The sequence below is a fragment of the Pseudoalteromonas sp. MBR-15 genome, assembly GCF_053628915.1.
On the sequence record NZ_JBRJHH010000003.1, the window covers coordinates 320,547 to 341,485 of the forward strand.

Here is a 20,939-nt window from a genome sequence, read left to right on the forward strand (position 1 = left end):
TACGACTATTGAGGTAAAATGAATTTTTGTTCGCGTTTCCATTCAGTGGGTGTGAATGCTTTAATTGACACCGCATGAATTGTACCGTCTGAGATAGTTGACATTAACGGGGCATACACCAATTGCTGTTTTTTAACGCGAGTTAAACCGTCAAAACACTCACCCACTGCAATCACTTCATAGTGGCTACCATTTGCTTTAACAATGACTTCATCTAATTTTAGTTCGTCGCGTAATAACGTTTCGACTTGGCTTGTTTCCATAAATCTCACTCAAATAAGTTTGTGACCTGTCCCAACTGCATTAATTTTTGCAATTGCTCAGGTGTATTTTGCAGTTCAAGGCGAATACCTTGCTGCTTTAATTCTGCGAAAGAGTGAATTAACCAAGCTAAGCCCGCTGTGTCAACCCTCGATACATCAGAAAGGTCAAAATACCATGTTTTATGCTTAGATTCTGGCTTAGCGTTAAGAAGGCGTTCATGGCCGATTGAATTTCGAGTCAGTTCACCACTGACTCGAAACTGGTTATCTTCAAGCTGAGTAATCGATATTTTACTCATCACCACCTTCGCCTCTAAACTGAACAGGAAGCTGGCTCTTTTGCTCAAGTAAGTCACTCACATACTCAATACCTTGCTGGCGAAGGATACCTTGCATTTCGCTTTGCTTAGCATCTAGTAAACTGATGCCCTCAGCAATCATATCGTATGCACGCCAATTTCCATCTCTGTCTTCGCGTACTTTAAAATCGATTTTAATATCAGGTTTACCTGGTTCAACAATCTTCGTTTTTACAACGACAACATCTTGGCCTTTAAACGGCTGCGCAGGTGCAAACTCGACACTTTGATTGGTGTACTGAGTAAACACACCGGCGTATGTGGCGATCAAATATTTTTGAAATACATCGATAAAGCGCTGAAGCTCTTTAATCGCTTTGGCTTTTTCTTCTTTATCTTCAATCGCACGCACTTTTGAGACATGATTACCCAATACACGCAATGCCGCGTATTTGTAATCAATGTAGGGCATTAACTCTTCTTCAACAATGGTACGAAGATACTCTTTGTCTTTCTCTATTAGTGGTTGATCGTTGGTGATTCTTGCAAAAGTGTTATCAGACACTTTACGCACCATTTTATAAGGGTCTTTTAAATCAACCTCGGGTTCAGCGGCCTGTGTATTAAACGCAAATACCACAGCCAAACAGATTAAAAATTTCTTAAACATAATTATTCACCACCCTGGTTGAATAAGAACTGACCAATCAACTCTTCTAATACTAACGCTGATTTTGTATCGGTAATAAAGTCACCATCGGCGAGCGCTCTACTTTCAACACCGAACAAATCATCCAATCCTGCATCTTGCTCATCCACAGTCACATCTTCACCCATACAACGTTGTTCAGCAGATTGCGGTGCAATAACAGGATTAATCCCCAAATACTGCTCACCCAAAATCCCTGATGTTAAGATAGAGATAGACGTTGTGTCTGAAAACTTACATAAATAATTGGCGTCAATGGCCATATTAACCACTGGCACAAACTCTTTTGGGTGAATTGAAATAGACTCAACACGTCCAATCACCACGCCCCCGACTTTAATTGGGGCACGGGCTTTTAAAGAGCCAATATTTTCAAACTTTGCATTCAGTTGGTAAGTTTCACCGTTACCACTAATGCCAGCGTTAGCCACTTTAAATGCTAATAAAGCAAACGCAGCAATACCAAGGGCTACAAAAAAGCCAACTAAAATTTCTAATTTCCGTGAATTCATCTTTATACCCTAATTAGCTGGTAAACATTACCGCTGTTAAAATAAAGTCAAAACCTAAAACTGCCAGTGACGAGTGCACAACGGTTTCTGTTGTCGCTTTGCTGATCCCCTCAGAAGTAGGAATACAGTCATAGCCCTTGTAAAGCGCAATCCACGTCACAATCATGGCAAAAACAAAACTTTTAATCATGCCATTTACAATGTCTTCTTGAAATGACACTTGCGATTGCATAATCGACCAGAAACTACCTGAGTCAACACCTAGCCAATCAACCCCCACTAAATGCGCCCCAATAATAGCGACGGCAGAAAAAATAAGAGCCAACAATGGCATGCTTATAAAGCCCGCCCAAAAACGCGGTGCAATAATGCGTTTCAGTGGGTCTATCGCCATCATTTCTAAGCTTGATAATTGCTCTGTGGCTTTCATTAAACCAATTTCAGCGGTCAGCGCACTGCCTGCTCGACCTGCAAATAACAAAGCGGTGACAACAGGCCCTAACTCACGAAGCAAACTCAGCGCCACTAAGGGACCTAAACTGTCTTCGGCGCCATAGCCAACTAATACGGTGTAGCCCTGCAGCGCGAGCACCATACCGATAAATAAGCCAGATACCATGATAATGAGTAATGACTGTGACCCGACCATATACAATTGGCGGATCAGTAATGGCGTGCCTTTTTTAACGTTTGGCACACTCACCAAAGCGCCAAACAGCATTTGCGTAGAGCGACCAAGCGCAGCAAAACGCCCTAGCGTTTTGTGACCTAACCTCTGTAATAGATCAAGCATGGTGTACTCCTAACAACTCTTCTTCATACGCAGGAGCAGGATAATGAAATGGGACAGGACCATCCGACAACCCTTTTAAGAACTGCTGAACAAGCTCTGATTGATGATTTAGCATTTGCTCAGGCGAGCCTTCACCAATCACGCCTTGATCAGCAATAATAATGACATGATCAGCAATACTGAGTACTTCTGTCACATCGTGCGTCACAATTAATGAAGATAAACCTAACACTTGGTTTAATGACTTTATCAACTTAACCAGCACCCCCATTGAAATTGGGTCTTGGCCAGCGAATGGCTCATCATACATGATAAGTTCGGGGTCAAGCGCAATAGAGCGCGCTAACGCCGCACGGCGTGCCATTCCTCCAGATAACTCTGAAGGCATTAAGTCTTGCGCACCACGCAAACCAACCGCTTGTAATTTCATGAGCACGACAAGGCGAATAAGATCTTCACTAAGTTGAGTATGTTCACGCAAAGGAAAAGCGATATTGTCAAATACAGACATATCGGTAAATAAAGCGCCGCTTTGAAACAGCATACTCATTTTGGTTCGGGCAGCGTACAGCTCCTTGCGCGACATGCTTGGAATACTGTTGCCCTCAAATAAAATGTCACCAGAATCAGGCTTAAGTTGACCGCCAATTAAACGCAACATGGTGGTTTTACCAATGCCGCTGGGTCCCATGATAGCGGTTATTTTGCCTTTCGGAATGTTAAAACTCATATTTTTATATATGATTCTATCGCCCCGTGAAAAGGTTACATCCTTGATTTCTACTATTGATTGCGACAAGTCGCTCTCCATAACTTTTTTCACTAGTTCTGCCATTTTAAGGGTTTTTTAGTCAAGATGGAAAAAACAAATCGTAAAATTTTGTAATATTTACTATCAAATGAATCTAAGACTAATAACGTATGGCTTAACCCCCGCTTAAATTAAGATTGTAACAACACCGCCCTTAATCATTGCCAGCTCATTCTTTTACTTATACTTTCAGGTTCGGTTTTGTTACTATTTGCAGTCATCTGTTTAAGTAATATTGGCGTATCACAATGGTGACTTCTTTTGTCATTTTAATTATTGGTTTTGCAGCACTCGTTTGGAGTGCCGATCGTTTTGTTTATGGGGCAGCCGCGCTGGCAAAAAATATGGGGATCCCCACCCTAATTATCGGTTTAACGGTTGTGGCTATGGGGTCATCAGCACCTGAAATGATGGTGTCGGCATCTGCAGCACTTGCAAACAAAACAGATACCGCTGTCGGAAACGCTATTGGCTCTAATATTACCAACATTCTGCTTGTACTGGGGGTCACGGCCCTATTACGTCCTCTGTCTGTTTCTTCAATGACGCTAAAACGCGAAATGCCACTTGTGTTAATCGTATCGATTGGCGCGTGGTATGTATTTTCAGACAACTATTTTTCATTCGCCGAAGGGATTGCTTTAATACTTGCTTTTGCCGTATTTATTGCCGGATTAGTGATCATTTCATTGCGAGCAAAAAATCAAGATGACCCTTTTGTTAGTGAAGCCTGTGAAGATGTGCCCGATAATGTCAGCACGCGTTCGGCAGTATTATGGCTTGTGGTCGGCATGATTTTGCTACCAATTAGCTCACACTTTCTAGTGGGTTCGGCGGTTGATATTGCCAAATATTTTGGTCTTTCTGATCTGGTTATTGGTTTAACAATTATTGCTATTGGTACCAGTTTACCTGAGCTTGCTGCCTGTATTGCAGGTGTCTTAAAAAATGAAGACGATTTAGCACTGGGCAACATTGTTGGCTCAAATATTTTTAATTTGCTGGCTGTACTGCCACTGGCAGGTATTATTAATCCATCGGTTATCGACCCATCAGCCGCTAACCGCGATGCACTTATTATGATAGCGGCCACCATTGTGTTAATTGCCATGTCATTGAACTTAAAAGGTGCACGTCGTATCAATAGAATTGAAGGTGGCTTTTTGTTAGTCGCATTTATTGCATATCAAGGCTATATTTTCAGCCAAATAGGATAATCAATGACGCAACATAGCTTTATCGCGCAAGGCAAGCGCGTACTCGAAATTGAAGCGCAAGCATTAAAAGAAATTGATCAATACATTGACCAGCATTTCAATAATGCCTGTCAATTAATGTTCCAATGTACTGGGCGAATTATCGTTATTGGCATGGGCAAGTCAGGCCACGTAGGTAATAAAATTGCTGCCACACTCGCCAGCACAGGAACACCTGCATTTTTTGTTCACCCAGGTGAAGCAAGCCACGGTGACCTTGGTATGATTACCCGTGATGACGTGGTTATGTGCATTTCAAATTCAGGGGAAACGAGCGAAGTTGTCAGTATTATTCCTGTCATTAAGCGCATTGGCGCAAAAATGATTTCGCTAACAGGTAACCCAGACTCAACAATGGCCACGCTTTCTGACGTACATGTGTGTATTAAAGTAAGCAAAGAAGCTTGCCCACTGGGCCTTGCGCCAACAGCCAGCACAACGGCAACGCTAGTCATGGGCGATGCAATGGCTGTAGCACTGCTTGAGGCAAGAGGTTTTACAGCAGACGATTTTGCACTTTCTCACCCGGGCGGAAGCTTAGGAAAACGTTTATTACTTTGTCTTAGTGATGTTATGCACGCAGGTGAGGCCACTCCCATTGTTAATGAATCGCAAAGTATCAAAGATGCATTAATTGAAATGTCGGCTAAAGGCCTCGGTATGACCGCAATTGTTGGTGATGACAACACACTATCGGGACTTTTTACTGATGGTGATTTACGTCGTATTTTAGAGCAACGAGTTGATATTCACAGCACCGCAATTAGCCAAGTAATGACTCGCTCATGCACAACTGCACACGCTGATATGCTGGCCGCAGAAGCGCTTAATATTATGGAACGTAAACGTATTAATGGTTTGATTGTAATCGACAAAAGCAACACCCCCATTGGCGCGCTTAACATGCAAGACCTTTTAAAAGCAGGAGTACTTTAAGCATGACATTTGCTGAGCTTTACCAACCAGTAAGCACAGACGTGAGTCAACGTGCTCAAAAAATAAAACTGCTTATTTGTGATATTGATGGTGTTTTTTCAGATGGCCGTATTTATTTGGGCAATCAAGGCGAAGAGCTTAAAGCTTTCAATACAAAAGATGGATTCGGCATTAAAGCCCTTATCAATAGTGGTTTTCAGGTGGCCGTAATCACGGGACGCCATTCACAAATAGTTCAGCAGCGAATGACTAGCCTTACGGTACAACATATTTATCAGGGCCAAGAGAATAAGCTCATTGCTTATCAAGAGTTAAAAGATAAACTTAGCTTAACAGATGAGCAAATTGCCTATATTGGTGACGATGGTCCAGACTTACCGGTTATGGAAAAAGTCGGATTTGCCGTTGCTGTTAATGATGCTCATCCATTAATCAAAAAACTGGCTCATTACACCACCCTGTTACCTGGTGGCTTTGGAGCTGTGCGTGAACTAACTGATTTATTAATGCTAGAAAATGGCAAACCGCTAACTAGCGATGGAACGAGCGCATGAATATAGCCCGTATTTTACTAAGTATTGTTTTTGTTTGTAGCATGGTTTGGTTATGGTATCCGTACTTTAATCAACCGACAAACACAGTGCTCAGTGAAGACGAGATTATCGCTACACCTGATTACACCGCAATCGCATTAAAGCAAACAGCCTATGATGATCAAGGTAAAATCAGTCATAAAGTGGCCGCTGCTAAAATGGAGCTGTATCAACAGCTCGGGTTTACCTTTTTTGAGCAACCCATTTTCACCATTTACGGTGATCAGCAAGTTTGGCAAGTAAAAGCCAAAGAAGCCACGTTATATGAAAACGATCAGCTTGTATTCGAAGGGGATGTGGTTGCTAAAAACCTTACCCATAATGGCATGATCGAAGATATTAAAGCTGAGAACATTAACATAGACATTGACAAAATGACCATGTTTTCTAAGCAACCTGTCACGCTGACAGGGCCGAATTTAAAAATTACCGGTAAAGGTTTAAAAGCCGATTTAAAAGCCGAAATTGTTGAGTTAACTAACCATACACGAACCATATACTATGACCAATAAACTTAAGAAATTACTCCTGATCCCAAGCTTATTGATTGCGTTTTCTGGCGCAGCTGCTGAGCAGGCTGGCACACCAATCAGCATTAGCTCTGATCGCCAAGAAGGTCAGCTAAAAAATGGCATTGGTATCTTCGAAGATAATGTCGAGATCATACATGGTAACCGTCGTATTACAGCGGATCGACTCGAAGCACATGCAGGTGAAGTTGAAGGCACGGTTGAATTAATTATTGCCACAGGAAAGCCCGCTTACTTTGAAGAAAAACAAGCTGACGGCACTATTATGAGCGCCAGTGCTGAAGAAGTTCGATACGATGTTGCTAAACGCTTATTAACACTCGTTGGCAATGCACAAGTGACTCAAGCAGGCCAAAAAGTCAGTGCCAAGAGCATTACATACGATATGGAACAGCAACTGATAAGTGCCGAGAAAGATGAAAACTCGACCGATCGTGTACACACTATTTTAGTGCCTGTTGATAACAAAAAGAACGATGAAGGCCAGCCATGAGCACACTAAAAGCAGAGCTATTAGCTAAAAGCTATAAGGGTCGCCAAGTTGTAAAAAATGTAGGCCTTGAGGTAGAAGCTGGCAGCATTGTCGGTTTACTTGGGCCAAATGGCGCAGGTAAAACAACCACCTTTTACATGATTGTGGGATTAGTGCCCAGTGACAAAGGTAAAATAAGCATTGATGATAACGACATCACCTTATTGCCAATGCACAGCCGCGCTCGCTTAGGTATTGGCTATTTGCCACAAGAATCATCGATTTTTAGAAAACTGACTGTTTATCAAAACTTAATGGCCATTTTAGAGACCCGTAAAGATCTCAATAAACAAGGCCGCGAAGAAACACTTAACAGTTTACTTGATGAATTTAGCATTCAACACATTCGTGACAGCCAAGGTATGGCATTGTCAGGGGGTGAACGCCGTCGTGTTGAAATAGCACGTGCACTGGCCGCTGACCCTAAATTTATTTTGCTCGATGAGCCTTTTGCTGGTGTTGATCCTATTTCAGTGTTAGATATAAAGAAAATTATTGAGCACTTAAAAAATCGTGGTATTGGTGTATTAATTACTGACCACAATGTGAGAGAAACCCTTGATGTTTGTGAAAAAGCCTACATTGTTTCTCATGGGGAGCTAATTGCATCAGGTACACCTGAACATGTGTTAGCCGACCAAACTGTACGCGATGTGTATCTAGGCGAGCAATTCAGGCTTTAAATACGCCACCGACTAGAGCATCTGCTAGACTTATAACAATGACAATAAATCAAATAAATAGTTAACGGCATCGTTCTATTGTTTGATAAGACTAAAAAGGATTGTTAGGGATACATGAGGCAATCATTACAGCTGCGCATGGGCCAGCAACTTACAATGACTCCACAACTGCAACAGGCTATCCGTTTGTTGCAGCTCAGTACATTGGATCTCCAGCAAGAAATTCAAGAAGCGTTAGACTCTAACCCTTTGCTTGAAGTTGAAGAAGCAGATTATGCAGAAGAGAGTATTGGCAAAAACGAGCAAAAAGCCGAATCTGACGATACCCAACTAAGCGCGTCGGCTGACGAAGCTGCGAGCGAGTACGAGCAAGAAAGCAGTGATGCCCTCAACAAAGACACCGTAAGTGACGACTTAGCAATGGATGTTACGTGGGATGAGTACATGAGTGCTGCCCCATCAAGTTCCTCAGGTCCAATGCCTGAAGATGAGTCAATTTACCAAGGCGCATCAACCGAAACTCTCCACGAATACCTAATGTGGCAGTTACAACTGACTCCATTCAGCCCAACAGACGAAGCGATTGCCGTTGCGATTGTTGAGGCAATTGATGATTCGGGTATTTTAACCGTAAGCTGCGAAGACATTGTTGAAAGCTTCAATCAAAATAACGATGAAGAAGAAATCGAACTTGATGAAGTCGAAGCTGTCTTAAAAAGAATTCAATTATTCGATCCTGTCGGTATTGGCGCCCGTAGTTTACAAGAATGTTTGTGTATTCAATTACGCCAATTCGATGCTGACACCCCCTATTTAGCTGAAACTAAAATGGTGTTATCAGAACATATTGAATTATTAGCGAGTCGTGACTATCGCACTTTGATGAAAAAGACTAAGCTTAAAGAAAGTGAGCTGAAAGAAGTCATGACATTGATCCACAGCTTAAATCCAAAGCCTGCGGATACCATTGTTAGAGAAGAATCTGAATACGTGATACCCGATGTATCCGTAAAAAAAATAAAAGGCCGTTGGGTAGTTGAACTAAACCCAGACTGCATGCCGAAAATCAGAGTGAATAGCCACTATGCGGCGATGTCACGTTCTGTAAAATCAAGCAGTGATAGCCAATTTATTCGCTCTCATTTACAAGAAGCAAAATGGTTTATTAAAAGCTTAGAAAGCCGTAATGACACGTTATTAAAAGTGACTAACTGTATTGTTCAACAACAACAGGCTTTCTTTGAACATGGTCCTGAGGCCATGAAACCCATGGTATTAAATGATGTCGCAGAAATGGTCGAAATGCATGAATCAACAATTTCGCGAGTAACAACACAAAAATACATGCATACCCCGCGGGGAATTTTTGAGTTGAAATATTTCTTCTCCAGCCATGTAAGCACTGAAAATGGGGGTGAGTGTTCATCTACGGCAATTCGCGCTTTAATCAAAAAGCTAATCGCCGCAGAAAACACAGCTAAACCATTGAGTGATAGCAAAATTGCAGATATATTGGCTGAGCAAGGAATTAAAGTAGCTAGACGGACAATAGCAAAATATCGAGAGTCTCTAGCAATACCTCCGTCGAATCAGCGTAAGAGTCTGATTTAGACGTTTTACATAGAAGGAAAATGCTTATGCAACTAAATTTAACTGGTCGTCATGTAGAAATCACAGATTCATTAAGAGACTATGTAAACACCAAGTTTGCGAAACTAGAAAGGCATTTTGACCACATTAATAATGTTCATGTCATTCTAGATGTAGAAAAACTAAGCCAAAAAGCAGAAGCAACTTTACATGTAAACGGAGGCGAGTTATTTGCCTCTACTGAACACCAAGATATGTATGCAGCCATCGACTCGTTAATCGATAAACTTGATCGTCAAGTAATTAAACACAAAGAGAAATTAGCTCGACACTAAATTATGAAACTTAGTTCACTTACTAACCAGGACTGCAGCAAAGCTGCGGTCCTTTTTAATAGCAAAAAAAGAATTCTCGAATTTATCAGCGAACTGGCTCATGAGCAGCTCCCTCATTTATCTCAGCAAGATATACTCAATGCCCTATTGAACAGAGAAAAATTGGGCAGCACGGGTATTGGCCGAGGTATTGCGATTCCACATGGTCGTATGAGCGGTGCAGATCAGCCACACGCATTTGTAATTGTGAGTGAGTCACCTATAAATTTTGACGCAATTGATAATCGTCCAGTGGATATTTTTGTCGCACTCATCGTACCAGATGGTGACTGTCAACTTCATCTAAAGACCTTATCAACAATTGCTGATAGACTTAAAGACAAAGAATTTTGTAAACAGCTACGCAGTGCTAAAACAGATAGTGATCTGTTTAAAGTCATTGCATCAGAGGCATAAATGGAATTAATTATTATCAGCGGTCGCTCTGGTTCAGGTAAATCGGTCGCTTTACGAGTACTTGAAGACTTAGGCTATTACTGCGTTGATAATATTCCTGTAAACCTACTTCCTTCGTTAGTACGCAGTGTGTCAGATAATTACGACAAAATTGCTGTAAGTATCGATGTGCGTAACCTGCCGAAAGAACAGCAAGAATTTAACGATATTCTTGAGTATTTACCGGGCTTTGCAAAACCCACGTTGTTTTATTTAGATAGTGATGATCAAACACTGATCAAACGATTCTCTGAAACACGCCGCTTACACCCATTATCGATTGACTCGCTGCCGCTTGATTTAGCGATTAAACAAGAAAAAGTATTACTGGATGTTTTGATCACCCGTGCCGATTTTATGATTGATACGACCGATCTCAGCGTGCATCAGCTTGCCGAATCTATTCGCGAAAAAATACTGGGTAAAAAAGACAAAAAGCTCATTATTACTTTTATGTCGTTTGGCTTTAAGCACGGTATTCCAAAAGAAGCTGATTACGTATTTGATGCTCGCTTTTTACCGAATCCACACTGGGAACCGGATCTAAAACCACTGACAGGCTTAGACCAACCAGTAAAAGATTACCTTGCTAGTCACAGCATAGTGCAAAAGTTTACATGGCAAATTCAAACCTTTGTACAAACATGGCTCCCTCACTTAGAGCGAAATAATCGCAGTTATTTAACCATTGCGATTGGCTGCACAGGTGGACAACATCGCTCGGTTTACTTAGCGCAAACCATTGGTGAGAGCTTTTCGAAAAGTCACGCAAACGTGAAAATACGCCACCGCGAGCAAGATACCCAATAGGCAACGACGATGCATGCTGAAGACACTTTTTTAATCCAAAATAAGCTAGGTTTACATGCACGAGCAGCCACGGTTTTGGCACAACTTGCACTGCAATTCGATGCTAAAATAACGCTTTACCAAGACGATAAAGAAGCCGAAGGCGATAGTGTATTAGCCTTAATGTTACTCGAGAGCAGCCAAGGCAAAGAAGTCCGTGTGGTGTGTGAAGGCCCCGATGCTGACGCAGCACTCAATGCAATAGGCGAATTAATTGCACAACGCTTTCATGAACAAGAATAGCATTTGCTAAGCCTTGACTGTTTACGTTAAACTTGCATTGGGTATTTAAAATTCCTGTTAAATATCCTACTTTTATATCGCTCGCTTCTCTAAAATACATTTTTCTTAGTAAATTTATCTCAGTGCGGCGATATCCCTGCAAATACTAAATTTAGCAACTATGCTGTATTTGCTGAGTCAGATTTTAAGCTATTTTTTCAGTTGTAAGGACGCCAATGCCAGAAGCCTTTGAACAAGATTACCCGCTACAACAACTAAAACAGGTGACCAAGTCACTCAATAGTGGTCAATTTGTTCAAGTGCGCGGCATGTTAGCAAAAACAGCACCGTGTGATACCGCACTCCTTTTAGAATCATCCCCGCATAAAATTCGCCGTATGCTTTGGCAGCTGGTAGACCCTGATGTGCGTGGTGACGTATTAGAAGAGCTCTCAGAAGATGTACGTTTAGGCATTATTGCCCAAATGGAACCTGAGCACATTGCTGCCGCAACCGAAGACATGGACGACGATGATTTAGGTGAGGTTCTTCGAAGCCTACCTGATACAGTCTACCAAGACGTTGTCGGCGCCATGGACTCGCAAGACAGAGAAAGAGCCACCCAAGCCCTGTCTTATCAAGAGCGCTCAGCTGGTGCCTTGATGAACAGCGATACGGTAACCATTCGCCCAGACGTCACACTAGATGTTGTTTTACGCTACCTGCGTTTACGCGGCGATTTACCTGAAGGCACCGATGATTTATACGTCGTTGATAAACATAATTGCTTTTTAGGGGCATTATCTTTAACGACGTTGTTGACCAATCCCTCAGATAAAGTGGTTCGCGACCTGATGGATGAAGACTGTGAATCTATCTTAATATCGATGGATGAAAGCGACGTGGCACAATTATTCGAACGCCATAACTGGATTTCAGCCCCCGTTGTAGATGATAACGCGCACTTACTAGGGCGTATTACCATCGATGATATCGTTGACGTTATCCGTGAAGATGCCGAACATAGCTTATTAAGCTTAGCGGGTCTTGATGATGAAGAAGATACTTTTGCTCCCGTATTGAAAAGCTCGCAGCGCCGCTCTATTTGGCTAGGAGTCAACTTATTAACTGCTTTACTCGCTGCAATAGTCGCTAGTTTTTTCGAGAATACATTAGCTATCTTACCTATTCTTGCTGTACTAAATGGTATTGTTCCCTCAATGGGAGGCGTAGCAGGCAGCCAAACGCTTACACTTGTTATTCGTGGTATTGCTGTTGGCCATATAAACCAAACTAACCAACGCTTTTTATTACTCAAAGAGCTCGCTATCGGCGCGCTAAACGGGGTAATTTGGTCTATTTTAATCGCGGGTGTTGTCGCGCTGTGGCAGTGGGACTTTAAACTCGGTGCGGTGCTAGCCTTTGCTATGTTCATGAACTTAGTGGCAGCAGGTATTGCAGGGGCCAGTATTCCGCTTATTTTAAAGAGAATGAAAATTGACCCTGCATTAGCAGGCAGCGTAGTGCTTACGACGGTGACAGATATAGTGGGTATTTTTGCCTTTTTAGGCACTGCGACTTGGTTACTTATTTAAACTAAAAACGGCCCTTGTGAGCCGTTTTACTTTGTATAATCTATGTTGCACGTTGCTTATTTTTACCAACACGCGGTTTGGTGTTCGCCTTCTTAAATTGGCTAAAACCTGTGTGGCGGGTTAGTGCAGCTCGGCCTGTGCGCCCTTTCCCTTTTGCTGCCTTTTCATTACGCCCTTCCTCAGGAACTAAACAATGAGGGCCTTTACCAATGAGATTCGCTTTACCCATTTTTTTAAGAGCTTCACGGATCATCGGCCAACCAGCCGGATCATGGTAACGCAAAATTGCCTTATGCAGACGACGCTGACGTGCCCCTTTTGGAACAGGTACTTGCTCCGTGTTATTTTTAATATTACGCAACGAGTTCATCTCGGTATGATAAATTGTCGTCGCATTCGCCATGGGTGAAGGATAAAAGTTCTGAACTTGATCAAGCTTAAAGTCATTCGATTTTAACCACAGCGCCATATTCACCATGTCTTCATCTTTGGTGCCTGGGTGAGCTGAGATGAAATACGGGATCAAATACTGCTTTTTACCTGCCTCTTTCGAGTATTTATCAAACAACTCTTTAAACTTGTCGTAAGCGCCCATACCTGGCTTCATCATTTTCGATAACGGGCCATCTTCGGTGTGTTCCGGTGCTATTTTCAAGTAACCACCAACATGGTGAGTGACCAGCTCTTTAACATAGCGAGGGTCTTCAACGGCTAAATCGTAACGCACACCCGATGCAATTAAGATCTTTTTAATCCCTTTTACATCACGTGCTTTTTTATATAACTCAATCGTCGGCGTGTGGTCGGTGTCCATATGTTTACAAATATCAGGGTAAACACACGATAAACGACGGCATGTACTTTCTGCTTTTTTACTCTTACAACGTAATTTATACATGTTCGCTGTTGGGCCGCCTAAGTCAGAGATAACCCCTGTAAACCCTGGCACCTTGTCACGAATTTGTTCAATTTCGTCAATGATAGATTGCTCTGAGCGACTTTGGATAATACGTCCTTCATGTTCAGTAATCGAACAAAATGAACACCCACCAAAACAGCCTCGCATGATATTCACGGACGTTTTGATCATCTCGTAAGCAGGAATTTTTTCATCACCATAACTTGGATGTGGAATACGTTGATATGGCAAACCAAAAACGCCATCCATCTCTTCTGTTTCAAGCGGAAAAGCCGGCGGATTGACCCAAATAGAGCGATCGCCATGGCGCTGAAATAATGCACGTGCACATCCGGGATTTGTTTCTTGGTGTAAAATACGCGATGCATGCGCATACAAAGGCTTGTTTACACTTACTTGCTCATAAGCTGGCAACTTAACATAGGTTTTTTCCCAAGGCTTAGGACGCGCAGGCTGAATTGTTATCGGCTTTGCCGCCTCAGCACTTAAATCAATACCGGCTTGTTTAAATTCAGATTTACTGCAGCCAACATCATCCGCACCATACGGATTAGGGATCGGGTCAATTTTGCCAATTTTATCGATGGCTGTTGAATCGCTGCCGCGCCACCCTGGTAATGGCTCTTTACGAATAACCGCGGTACCACGAATGTCTTGAATTGAATCGACACTCTCACCGGCTGCAATACGATGAGCAACCTCGACCAATGGACGCTCAGCATTACCATAGATCAAAATATCAGCTTTGGCGTCGAACAATATGCTTCGGCGCACTTTTTCTTGCCAGTAATCATAATGCGCAATACGGCGTAAACTCGCTTCAATACCACCAATCACTAATGGCACATCTTTATACGCTTCACGACAACGCTGACTATAAACAACAACTGCACGGTCAGGACGCTTTCCCCCAACATTACCAGGTGTGTAAGCATCGTCATGACGCATACGTTTTTCGGCAGTATAACGATTGATCATTGAGTCCATATTGCCCGCAGTCACCCCAAAAAAGAGGTTTGGTTTTCCAAGTGTCATAAAAGCATCTTTAGAATTCCAATCTGGCTGGGCAATAATACCAACGCGAAAACCTTGTGATTCAAGCATGCGCCCGATAACAGCCATTCCAAAGCTTGGGTGATCTACATAGGCATCACCACTGACAATAATGACATCACAGCTGTCCCAGCCTAGCGCATCCATCTCTGCTCGGGTGGTTGGTAAAAATGGCGCTGTGCCATAGCATTCGGCCCAATATTTAGGGTAAGAAAACAGGCCACGCTCGGCTTTTAATGCGCTCATAAAATGTACTCTGCTACCAAAAAGGGGCGAATTATACCCCACTCTTAAGGATTATTATAGAAAACAAAACGCCCTTCAAATGGAAGGGCGCTTCTAAATCGTTGAGTTTTATCAAAGCCAATTAGTGCTTAGCTTGTAAATACGTAATTAACTCTTTCTCTGGCATAGGTTTAGCGTACATAAAGCCTTGCACTTCATCGCAACCAAGTTCACTTAAATAGTCTGCTTGGGCTTGTGTTTCAACTCCTTCAGCAATCGTTTTCAACCCTAATCTTGCGCCTAAAGAAATAATTAACGCCGCAATGGCTTCACAATCTTCACCGGGAAGGTCTTTGATAAATGCCCTGTCTATTTTTAGTCGATCGAGTGGTAAGCGTTGTAAATAACTTAACGATGAAAAGCCTGTACCAAAGTCATCGATAGCAATTTCGATCCCAAAGTCTTTAAGCTCCTGCAACGTCGTAATAACATTACTAAGTTCGTCCATTACAACGCTCTCGGTTACTTCAAGCTCAATAAACTTTGGTTCAACTTGGTAATTAATTAAGGTGTCTTTTACGCGCTGCGCATAACCTTTCACTTTAAATTGCGGCACCGAGACATTGACTGCAATGCTAATTGCAAAACCGAGTTGCTCCAAACGCTTTTGCTGCATGCATGCTTGCTCTAATACCCATTGACCTATTTCGACAATTAAACCCGCATCTTCAGCCATCGGCACAAATATGGCGGGTGAAATGTACTGGCCATTACCTGAGGGCCATCGCAATAAAGCTTCACATCCTATGATGTCTAATGTTTTCAAATCGAGTTGTGGCTGAAACCACACTTCGAGTTTACGCTGTTCAAAATCTTGGCGAAGCTGTCTGATAATGCCTAACCGCCATGCCATTTGCTCTTCCATGTCAGGCGTATAAGTAATAACAGCCTCCATTGACTGTTTTTTTGCTTGGTTTAATGCAATATAACCGAGCTTTAGGGTTTCGATACCTGATGGCTTGAAATCCCCTTGGCAGCACATACCAATTTTAAAATTGATCGGCAAAATGTGCTCACCCGCATTGAATGGCAAGCTTAAATGCTCACATAGCATCTCAATATCACATTGCTCTTTTGGCAGTAATAAGCCAAATACATCAGCACCAATTCGCGATATCAACTCAGCTTGAGGGTACTCTTGACGTAACCTGTCAACGATAGCAACGAGTATTAAATTGCCAATTTCTTGGCCTAACCCATTGTTAATATCTGAAAACTGCGCAACGTCGATCAGTAAAAAAACATAATCATTTTTACCAGGATGATAAAAACGCTCGACCTTGTTCATAAAATCATTGCGATTAGAAAGGCCGGTTAACGTATCTTTATAAGCTGCATCACGTAAACGGTTAAACAAACGCACATTATCAAGTCCCACACTCACATTGGTGAGAAATATTTCTGCAAATTGTAACTGCGACTCACTCGGGATATGTGCGGTCTCTAAGTATATAGCGGCTTGGCGATTTTTACTTTTTAGTAGGTAAGTGCTATCAATTTCAGTGTGTTGATGTGTGCCCTGCTCTAGACAGTTTTTCACCTGTAAAATAATACGCCCATTGTCTAACTGCTCAACACCTTGGCCAATAAACTCGTTGTATTCGACACAACCACCAAGCACACAGACTTGGTTATCATCGTCTAATGATCCGCATAGCAACCCTTGTGGCTCACACTCTAAAATAAATGAAAGCTGTTTTATTACCGCCATGGTAAACGCTTTGATATCTGTGAAACCTAAAATAGCTTTTGAGGCATAGAGGATGTTATTGAGTGCTCGACTTTGAAACTCCAGCTGACAGACCTGCTCATAAGAACGAATCGCCGTCACGAGCGCAGTAATAAGCTTACTGCGGGTAAGCTCTGTTTTTGTTTTATAGTCGTTGATGTCGTATTCACGAATTACTTTTTCTTCTGGTGCGTAGCCTGGTTGACCCGTGCGCAAAATAATGCGCACATTATGATTATTGAGGGACTCTCTAACTTGCTTCACAACTTGCAAGCCCGCATCATCAGATTCCATAACTACATCCAGTAATACAACGGAAATTGAATGATTATCTTTAAGCACAGAAAGTGCTTCTGCTCCGGAATACGCATGATGGAAACGCAGACCTTTATCCCAAAACTCAACGCCTGAGAGCGCCAATTTTGTTACTGAATGTATTTCTGGATCATCGTCAACAATTAAGACATCCCAAAACTCTGAGGCTGTTTCGCTCAATAGCGGCTCATCATCTTGGTCACTAAACAAAAAGTCGTTAGATTCTGATGCCATTAATAATTCCTTAGACAAATCAGCGTAAAACAGTAACGATGGCTCAATTCCGGTTTACAGTGTTGCTTAAAATTCTATCACTTATTCGGCTATGATACATTAGTGATAACTTATACTGTGTAGATTATAGTCTATGATACGTATAATGTTATGAAAGCTATCAAATTATTGCCTGAGGTGGGATCATTAAATTATTCATTTTATGCCTAAAAACGCTGTTTATCAGTGCGCTAATCGCCTTGGTAATTGGCCTAATGCTGTCACAAAAATACACCGTTAATAAGTCGGTTAACGTCACAGCAGCGCCGGATGAAATAGCCAGCTTAGTGAGCGATTTCACACAATGGCCACGTTGGCAACCATGGCAAGCAGTTGATCCCAGTATTAAGTTTACTGTCGCTGAGCCAAGTAAAGGCGTTGGAGCTCATCAATTTTGGCAAAGTAAGTTTGGCTCAGGTGAAATGACAATCACCCAGTTAAGTCCAGATAAAATGACTTTCAATATTTTGTTTAATCAGGAACATATCGCCCAAGGTTCGATAAGCTATGTTGGTAAAGGCAGTGAAGTTGAGATTATCTGCACCCTACATGGTGAAGTAAATACCCCTATTATTGGCGGCTACCTCGCTTTGCTAAGCCAATATATTCTTAACAACACAGTTAAACTGGCGCTCAATAATATTAAGACCACTGCGCAGTTAGCTACTAACAACAAGGCCATTGCTCCCGATGACAGTCAAAGCGGCTCAGGCAAGAGTTAATCTTGCTAATATCATTGAAAACCAGCTTGGTTATCCCATTCATAAGTCATCGACTGTCAAAATCAACAGTCCCAGCGATGACAGCTACTCTTCACAAGGGCAGCAGCAGTTGGCGTATAAAATAAATGCAGAAGCCAGCTTACTGCAACGAGCGCAAACACGCCAAGAAATTCAATTTATTAAGCGCCAAGAGAATATTGAAACCATCATGGCAATGGCGATGGCATTTTGCCCAGATGTTACAGGCCAACAACAGCCTGATTCAGACTGGATAGAACGATTTATTAGCTTATGTGAAGACACCGCAAACATCTCGATGCAAAAACTATGGGCTAAAATACTGGCCGGTGAAACCGTCTCACCTGGCACATTTTCAATCAAGAGTTTGCAAACGCTTAAATACATGACACAACGTGAAGCAGATGCACTGCAACGCAGCACGTCGCTATGTGGCTACAACGAAAAAGACAACAGTCACCTAATTTTGTTAGGCTTTTATAAAAAGCCATCCTTGTTTGATTTACTCAGAAAAGGTAACAAAGTCTCCCTTAACTTGGGTAAAACCCCTGTTAGTTTTCCTGACATTTTAACGTTGATGGATATCAACTTATTGTATCGTAAAGAAATAGAGTCAGCAGTATTGAAAGCTGGCCAAGAACTCTCACTAAGCTTTATGAATCAACGACTCATTTTAAAAGCTAAAAGTAATGACCTTGTATTGAGCTATTATAAGTTTACACAAACGGGGGATGAATTAAGAAAACTGATCGTCTCACCTATCAATAAGGCTTATAAGCAAATACTAACAACCTCATTAGACGATGAGTTTGAAATAAGCTGGCAAGCTACAAAATAACCTGCCAGCATACTCAATTAAAAGTGAATTTGGATACCCGCAAATGGGCCTGACGCATCTAAATCCGTATAGATATCATCAATATCATCCAATTCTAATGTCATTGAACGGTAGCCCGCTTTAACATCTAAATCGATAGCAAGATTATCAAGCAACGCATACGCAATACCGGCTTGGTAGTCTTGTACTTTGCTGTCATCAATCGCTAATAAGCTGCCTTCAAAGAAAACACTTAAACCTGTAAACGGTAAACCCACTTCTGCGCGGCCGTATACAAGTGGAACAAAACCAGAGAAATCAACACGTTCTGTTGTGCTTGGGCCACCGTCTTGCGAGGTGCCTGTCACGACAATATCACCGTCAAATTGCTTGGCGTTCACACCTAAATCAATCGACACTAAATCATTATCGAAAATTTCGTAGTAAAGAATGTAATCTACGTGAGAAAGATCACTGACAGTGCCTACTTGTGTACCAACAACATAATCTGAACCACCAAAACTAAATGACTCATCCAACATGGTTGAACCATTCAGCTCAAGCTCGGTGTATTTTAATTTAATGTTAGGTACTAAAGGCACTGGGTGTTCTAGTGCTGCATAGTAGCTTGTGAAAGTCTCATCTTCAAAATTAAAACTTTGTAAATTACCGTCTTGAGCAAAGCTACCGCTATTATCTGATTGCCAGCCATCGACCCCAAGGTATAAACCTAATAGAGTGTCAGCTTGAGCTGTAGGAGCTAAACAGGCCATCGAAAGCGCGGCCGCTAAACAGTACTTTTTCATCATTTTATCCTTGCGCTAAAAGTTCGCTAAGTTCAATTAGAGCCGCATTGGCTCGAGAAATATAATTTGCCATTACCAGTGAATGATTGGCAACAAAACCAAAACCACTGCCATTTAAAATCATTGGGCTCCACACCGTTTCTTGTGTGGCTTCTAATTCACGAATAATTTGTTGTAGGCTAACACGGGCATTTTTCTTTTCTAAGACATCTGCGAAATCGTATTCAACAGCCTGTAAAAAGTGTAACAGCGCCCACGTGGCTCCCCTTGATTCGTAAAATACATCATCAATTTCCCACCACGACGTTTTCACTTGGTTTTGTAATGGTGCATAAGTTGCTTGGTGGGCAGCCGTATCACCGGCCAAGTCAGTGTTTAGGCGTTCTTGGCCAACACTTGCACTTAAACGCTGACTTAAACTGCCTAAGCGCTTTTCGGCTTCTTTTAGCCAACCACGTAAATTATCAGCGCGTGCATAAAATTGACTGTCTCTGTCATTTTGGTCGGCAATTTGGCTGCGATAAACAACAAGTAAATCAATGCCTTTTTGATATTCAGCTTCAGCGCTTGGCCACGCCCATGCTTCGGAGCTGATGTTAAACTGCGGCTGCGCTTTTTTAAGTGCTTCATGCTCTGTTGATTGAGACTGAGAACGACTAAAGTCCTTACGCATTGATAATACAAGGTCACGCGTCATTTCAAGCGCCCCATATTCCCATGCAGGCATATTATCCATCATGACACTGGGTGGCATAATATCGTTAGACAAGTAACCACCGGGCTTATTCAATAATGTACTAGCTACATTAATTAACGTTGTCGTAGTGGTGTACCCCGTGACAAACTTTTCGCCACGCATTTGTGCTTCTTGCTTTGCTTTACCTACAACATCCATACGGTCAGGTTCACTACTCCAGTAAACCGAAACCGCGTAAAAAATAATTAAGATAATAAGTAATGCACTGGCTATTTTTCCTTTATGCTCAGACATGGTACCTC

24 protein-coding genes are annotated in these 20,939 nt (G+C 42.0%); 14 read left to right on the top strand and 10 right to left on the bottom strand.

Annotated elements, in window-relative coordinates; translation table 11 throughout:
- Positions 1-5: 5 nt before the first annotated feature.
- Genes ACSSVW_RS06485 through ACSSVW_RS06510 form a run of 6 tightly spaced genes read right to left on the bottom strand, consistent with a single transcriptional unit; the run spans position 6 to position 3,387 of the window.
- Entirely contained in the window at positions 6-263 is a 258-nt protein-coding gene (locus ACSSVW_RS06485) for a BolA family protein (protein ID WP_065978178.1), read from the bottom strand.
- A gap of 5 nt (positions 264-268) precedes the next feature.
- Positions 269-562 carry an STAS domain-containing protein gene (locus ACSSVW_RS06490; RefSeq protein ID WP_036971292.1) on the bottom strand — a complete coding sequence of 98 codons (294 nt, stop codon included), beginning with the start codon at positions 560-562 and terminating at the stop codon, positions 269-271.
- Positions 555-1,232 carry an MlaC/ttg2D family ABC transporter substrate-binding protein gene (locus ACSSVW_RS06495; RefSeq protein WP_074989675.1) on the bottom strand — a complete coding sequence of 226 codons (678 nt, stop codon included), beginning with the start codon at positions 1,230-1,232 and terminating at the stop codon, positions 555-557. The genes ACSSVW_RS06490 and ACSSVW_RS06495 overlap by 8 nt, the downstream gene beginning before the upstream one ends.
- Positions 1,233-1,234: 2 nt before the next feature.
- Positions 1,235-1,783 carry an outer membrane lipid asymmetry maintenance protein MlaD gene (gene mlaD / locus ACSSVW_RS06500; RefSeq protein WP_036971296.1) on the bottom strand — a complete coding sequence of 183 codons (549 nt, stop codon included), beginning with the start codon at positions 1,781-1,783 and terminating at the stop codon, positions 1,235-1,237.
- A 13-nt stretch (positions 1,784-1,796) separates the two neighbouring features.
- A complete protein-coding gene (mlaE, locus tag ACSSVW_RS06505; protein ID WP_036971298.1) occupies positions 1,797-2,576 on the bottom strand; it encodes a lipid asymmetry maintenance ABC transporter permease subunit MlaE in 780 nt (259 codons plus the stop codon).
- Positions 2,569-3,387, bottom strand: coding sequence for an ATP-binding cassette domain-containing protein (locus ACSSVW_RS06510; protein WP_074989679.1), 819 nt, complete (start codon positions 3,385-3,387; stop codon positions 2,569-2,571). The genes mlaE and ACSSVW_RS06510 overlap by 8 nt, the downstream gene beginning before the upstream one ends.
- 248 nt (positions 3,388-3,635) lie before the next feature.
- Here ACSSVW_RS06510 and ACSSVW_RS06515 point away from each other — a divergent pair, with 248 nt between their 5' ends.
- The 12 genes from ACSSVW_RS06515 (at position 3,636) to mgtE (ending at position 13,003) form a co-directional block, all read left to right on the top strand.
- Entirely contained in the window at positions 3,636-4,604 is a 969-nt protein-coding gene (locus ACSSVW_RS06515) for a calcium/sodium antiporter (RefSeq protein WP_036971303.1), read from the top strand.
- A gap of 3 nt (positions 4,605-4,607) precedes the next feature.
- On the top strand, positions 4,608-5,579 hold the full coding sequence (locus ACSSVW_RS06520) for a KpsF/GutQ family sugar-phosphate isomerase (protein ID WP_036971306.1): 972 nt from the start codon (positions 4,608-4,610) through the stop codon (positions 5,577-5,579).
- A gap of 2 nt (positions 5,580-5,581) precedes the next feature.
- Entirely contained in the window at positions 5,582-6,133 is a 552-nt protein-coding gene (gene kdsC, locus ACSSVW_RS06525) for a 3-deoxy-manno-octulosonate-8-phosphatase KdsC (RefSeq protein ID WP_036971309.1), read from the top strand.
- Complete coding sequence (gene lptC, locus ACSSVW_RS06530; RefSeq protein WP_036971312.1) at positions 6,130-6,684, top strand: LPS export ABC transporter periplasmic protein LptC; 555 nt, start codon at positions 6,130-6,132, stop codon at positions 6,682-6,684. Before kdsC ends, lptC begins: the two co-directional genes overlap by 4 nt.
- On the top strand, positions 6,674-7,195 hold the full coding sequence (lptA, locus tag ACSSVW_RS06535) for a lipopolysaccharide transport periplasmic protein LptA (RefSeq protein ID WP_036971315.1): 522 nt from the start codon (positions 6,674-6,676) through the stop codon (positions 7,193-7,195). The genes lptC and lptA overlap by 11 nt, the downstream gene beginning before the upstream one ends.
- Positions 7,192-7,917, top strand: coding sequence for an LPS export ABC transporter ATP-binding protein (gene lptB, locus ACSSVW_RS06540; RefSeq protein WP_036971319.1), 726 nt, complete (start codon positions 7,192-7,194; stop codon positions 7,915-7,917). The genes lptA and lptB overlap by 4 nt, the downstream gene beginning before the upstream one ends.
- A 114-nt stretch (positions 7,918-8,031) precedes the next feature.
- Positions 8,032-9,528 carry an RNA polymerase factor sigma-54 gene (locus tag ACSSVW_RS06545; protein WP_036971323.1) on the top strand — a complete coding sequence of 499 codons (1,497 nt, stop codon included), beginning with the start codon at positions 8,032-8,034 and terminating at the stop codon, positions 9,526-9,528.
- A 26-nt stretch (positions 9,529-9,554) separates the two neighbouring features.
- Positions 9,555-9,842, top strand: coding sequence for a ribosome hibernation promoting factor (gene hpf, locus ACSSVW_RS06550; RefSeq protein ID WP_036971325.1), 288 nt, complete (start codon positions 9,555-9,557; stop codon positions 9,840-9,842).
- A 3-nt stretch (positions 9,843-9,845) separates the two neighbouring features.
- Positions 9,846-10,298, top strand: coding sequence for a PTS IIA-like nitrogen regulatory protein PtsN (gene ptsN / locus ACSSVW_RS06555; protein ID WP_036971327.1), 453 nt, complete (start codon positions 9,846-9,848; stop codon positions 10,296-10,298).
- Positions 10,299-11,147, top strand: coding sequence for an RNase adapter RapZ (gene rapZ / locus ACSSVW_RS06560; protein WP_036971328.1), 849 nt, complete (start codon positions 10,299-10,301; stop codon positions 11,145-11,147). It begins immediately after the preceding gene.
- A gap of 9 nt (positions 11,148-11,156) precedes the next feature.
- Positions 11,157-11,429 (top strand): HPr family phosphocarrier protein, encoded by a 273-nt coding sequence (locus tag ACSSVW_RS06565; RefSeq protein ID WP_036971331.1) that lies wholly within the window; start codon positions 11,157-11,159, stop codon positions 11,427-11,429.
- A gap of 215 nt (positions 11,430-11,644) precedes the next feature.
- Complete coding sequence (mgtE, locus tag ACSSVW_RS06570; protein WP_036971332.1) at positions 11,645-13,003, top strand: magnesium transporter; 1,359 nt, start codon at positions 11,645-11,647, stop codon at positions 13,001-13,003.
- A gap of 40 nt (positions 13,004-13,043) precedes the next feature.
- Here mgtE and ACSSVW_RS06575 read toward each other — a convergent pair whose 3' ends face one another.
- Entirely contained in the window at positions 13,044-15,221 is a 2,178-nt protein-coding gene (locus ACSSVW_RS06575) for a YgiQ family radical SAM protein (RefSeq protein ID WP_065978184.1), read from the bottom strand.
- A gap of 121 nt (positions 15,222-15,342) precedes the next feature.
- On the bottom strand, positions 15,343-17,538 hold the full coding sequence (locus ACSSVW_RS06580; protein ID WP_118843973.1) for a bifunctional diguanylate cyclase/phosphodiesterase: 2,196 nt from the start codon (positions 17,536-17,538) through the stop codon (positions 15,343-15,345).
- 254 nt (positions 17,539-17,792) lie between these two features.
- Between ACSSVW_RS06580 and ACSSVW_RS06585 the strand changes: the two genes are divergently transcribed.
- Positions 17,793-18,299, top strand: a complete 507-nt coding sequence (locus ACSSVW_RS06585; protein WP_065978186.1) for an SRPBCC family protein — start codon at positions 17,793-17,795, stop codon at positions 18,297-18,299.
- Positions 18,268-19,155 (top strand): TIGR03899 family protein, encoded by an 888-nt coding sequence (locus ACSSVW_RS06590; protein WP_065978187.1) that lies wholly within the window; start codon positions 18,268-18,270, stop codon positions 19,153-19,155. Before ACSSVW_RS06585 ends, ACSSVW_RS06590 begins: the two co-directional genes overlap by 32 nt.
- Before the next feature lie 17 nt (positions 19,156-19,172).
- Here the strand turns inward: ACSSVW_RS06590 and ACSSVW_RS06595 are convergent, their stop codons facing one another.
- A complete protein-coding gene (locus ACSSVW_RS06595; protein ID WP_075594345.1) occupies positions 19,173-19,940 on the bottom strand; it encodes a TIGR04219 family outer membrane beta-barrel protein in 768 nt (255 codons plus the stop codon).
- Between the two features lie 4 nt (positions 19,941-19,944).
- Positions 19,945-20,931: a DUF2333 family protein gene (locus ACSSVW_RS06600; protein ID WP_065978189.1), complete on the bottom strand. Its 987-nt coding sequence runs from the start codon at positions 20,929-20,931 to the stop codon at positions 19,945-19,947.
- Positions 20,932-20,939: the final 8 nt, after the last annotated feature.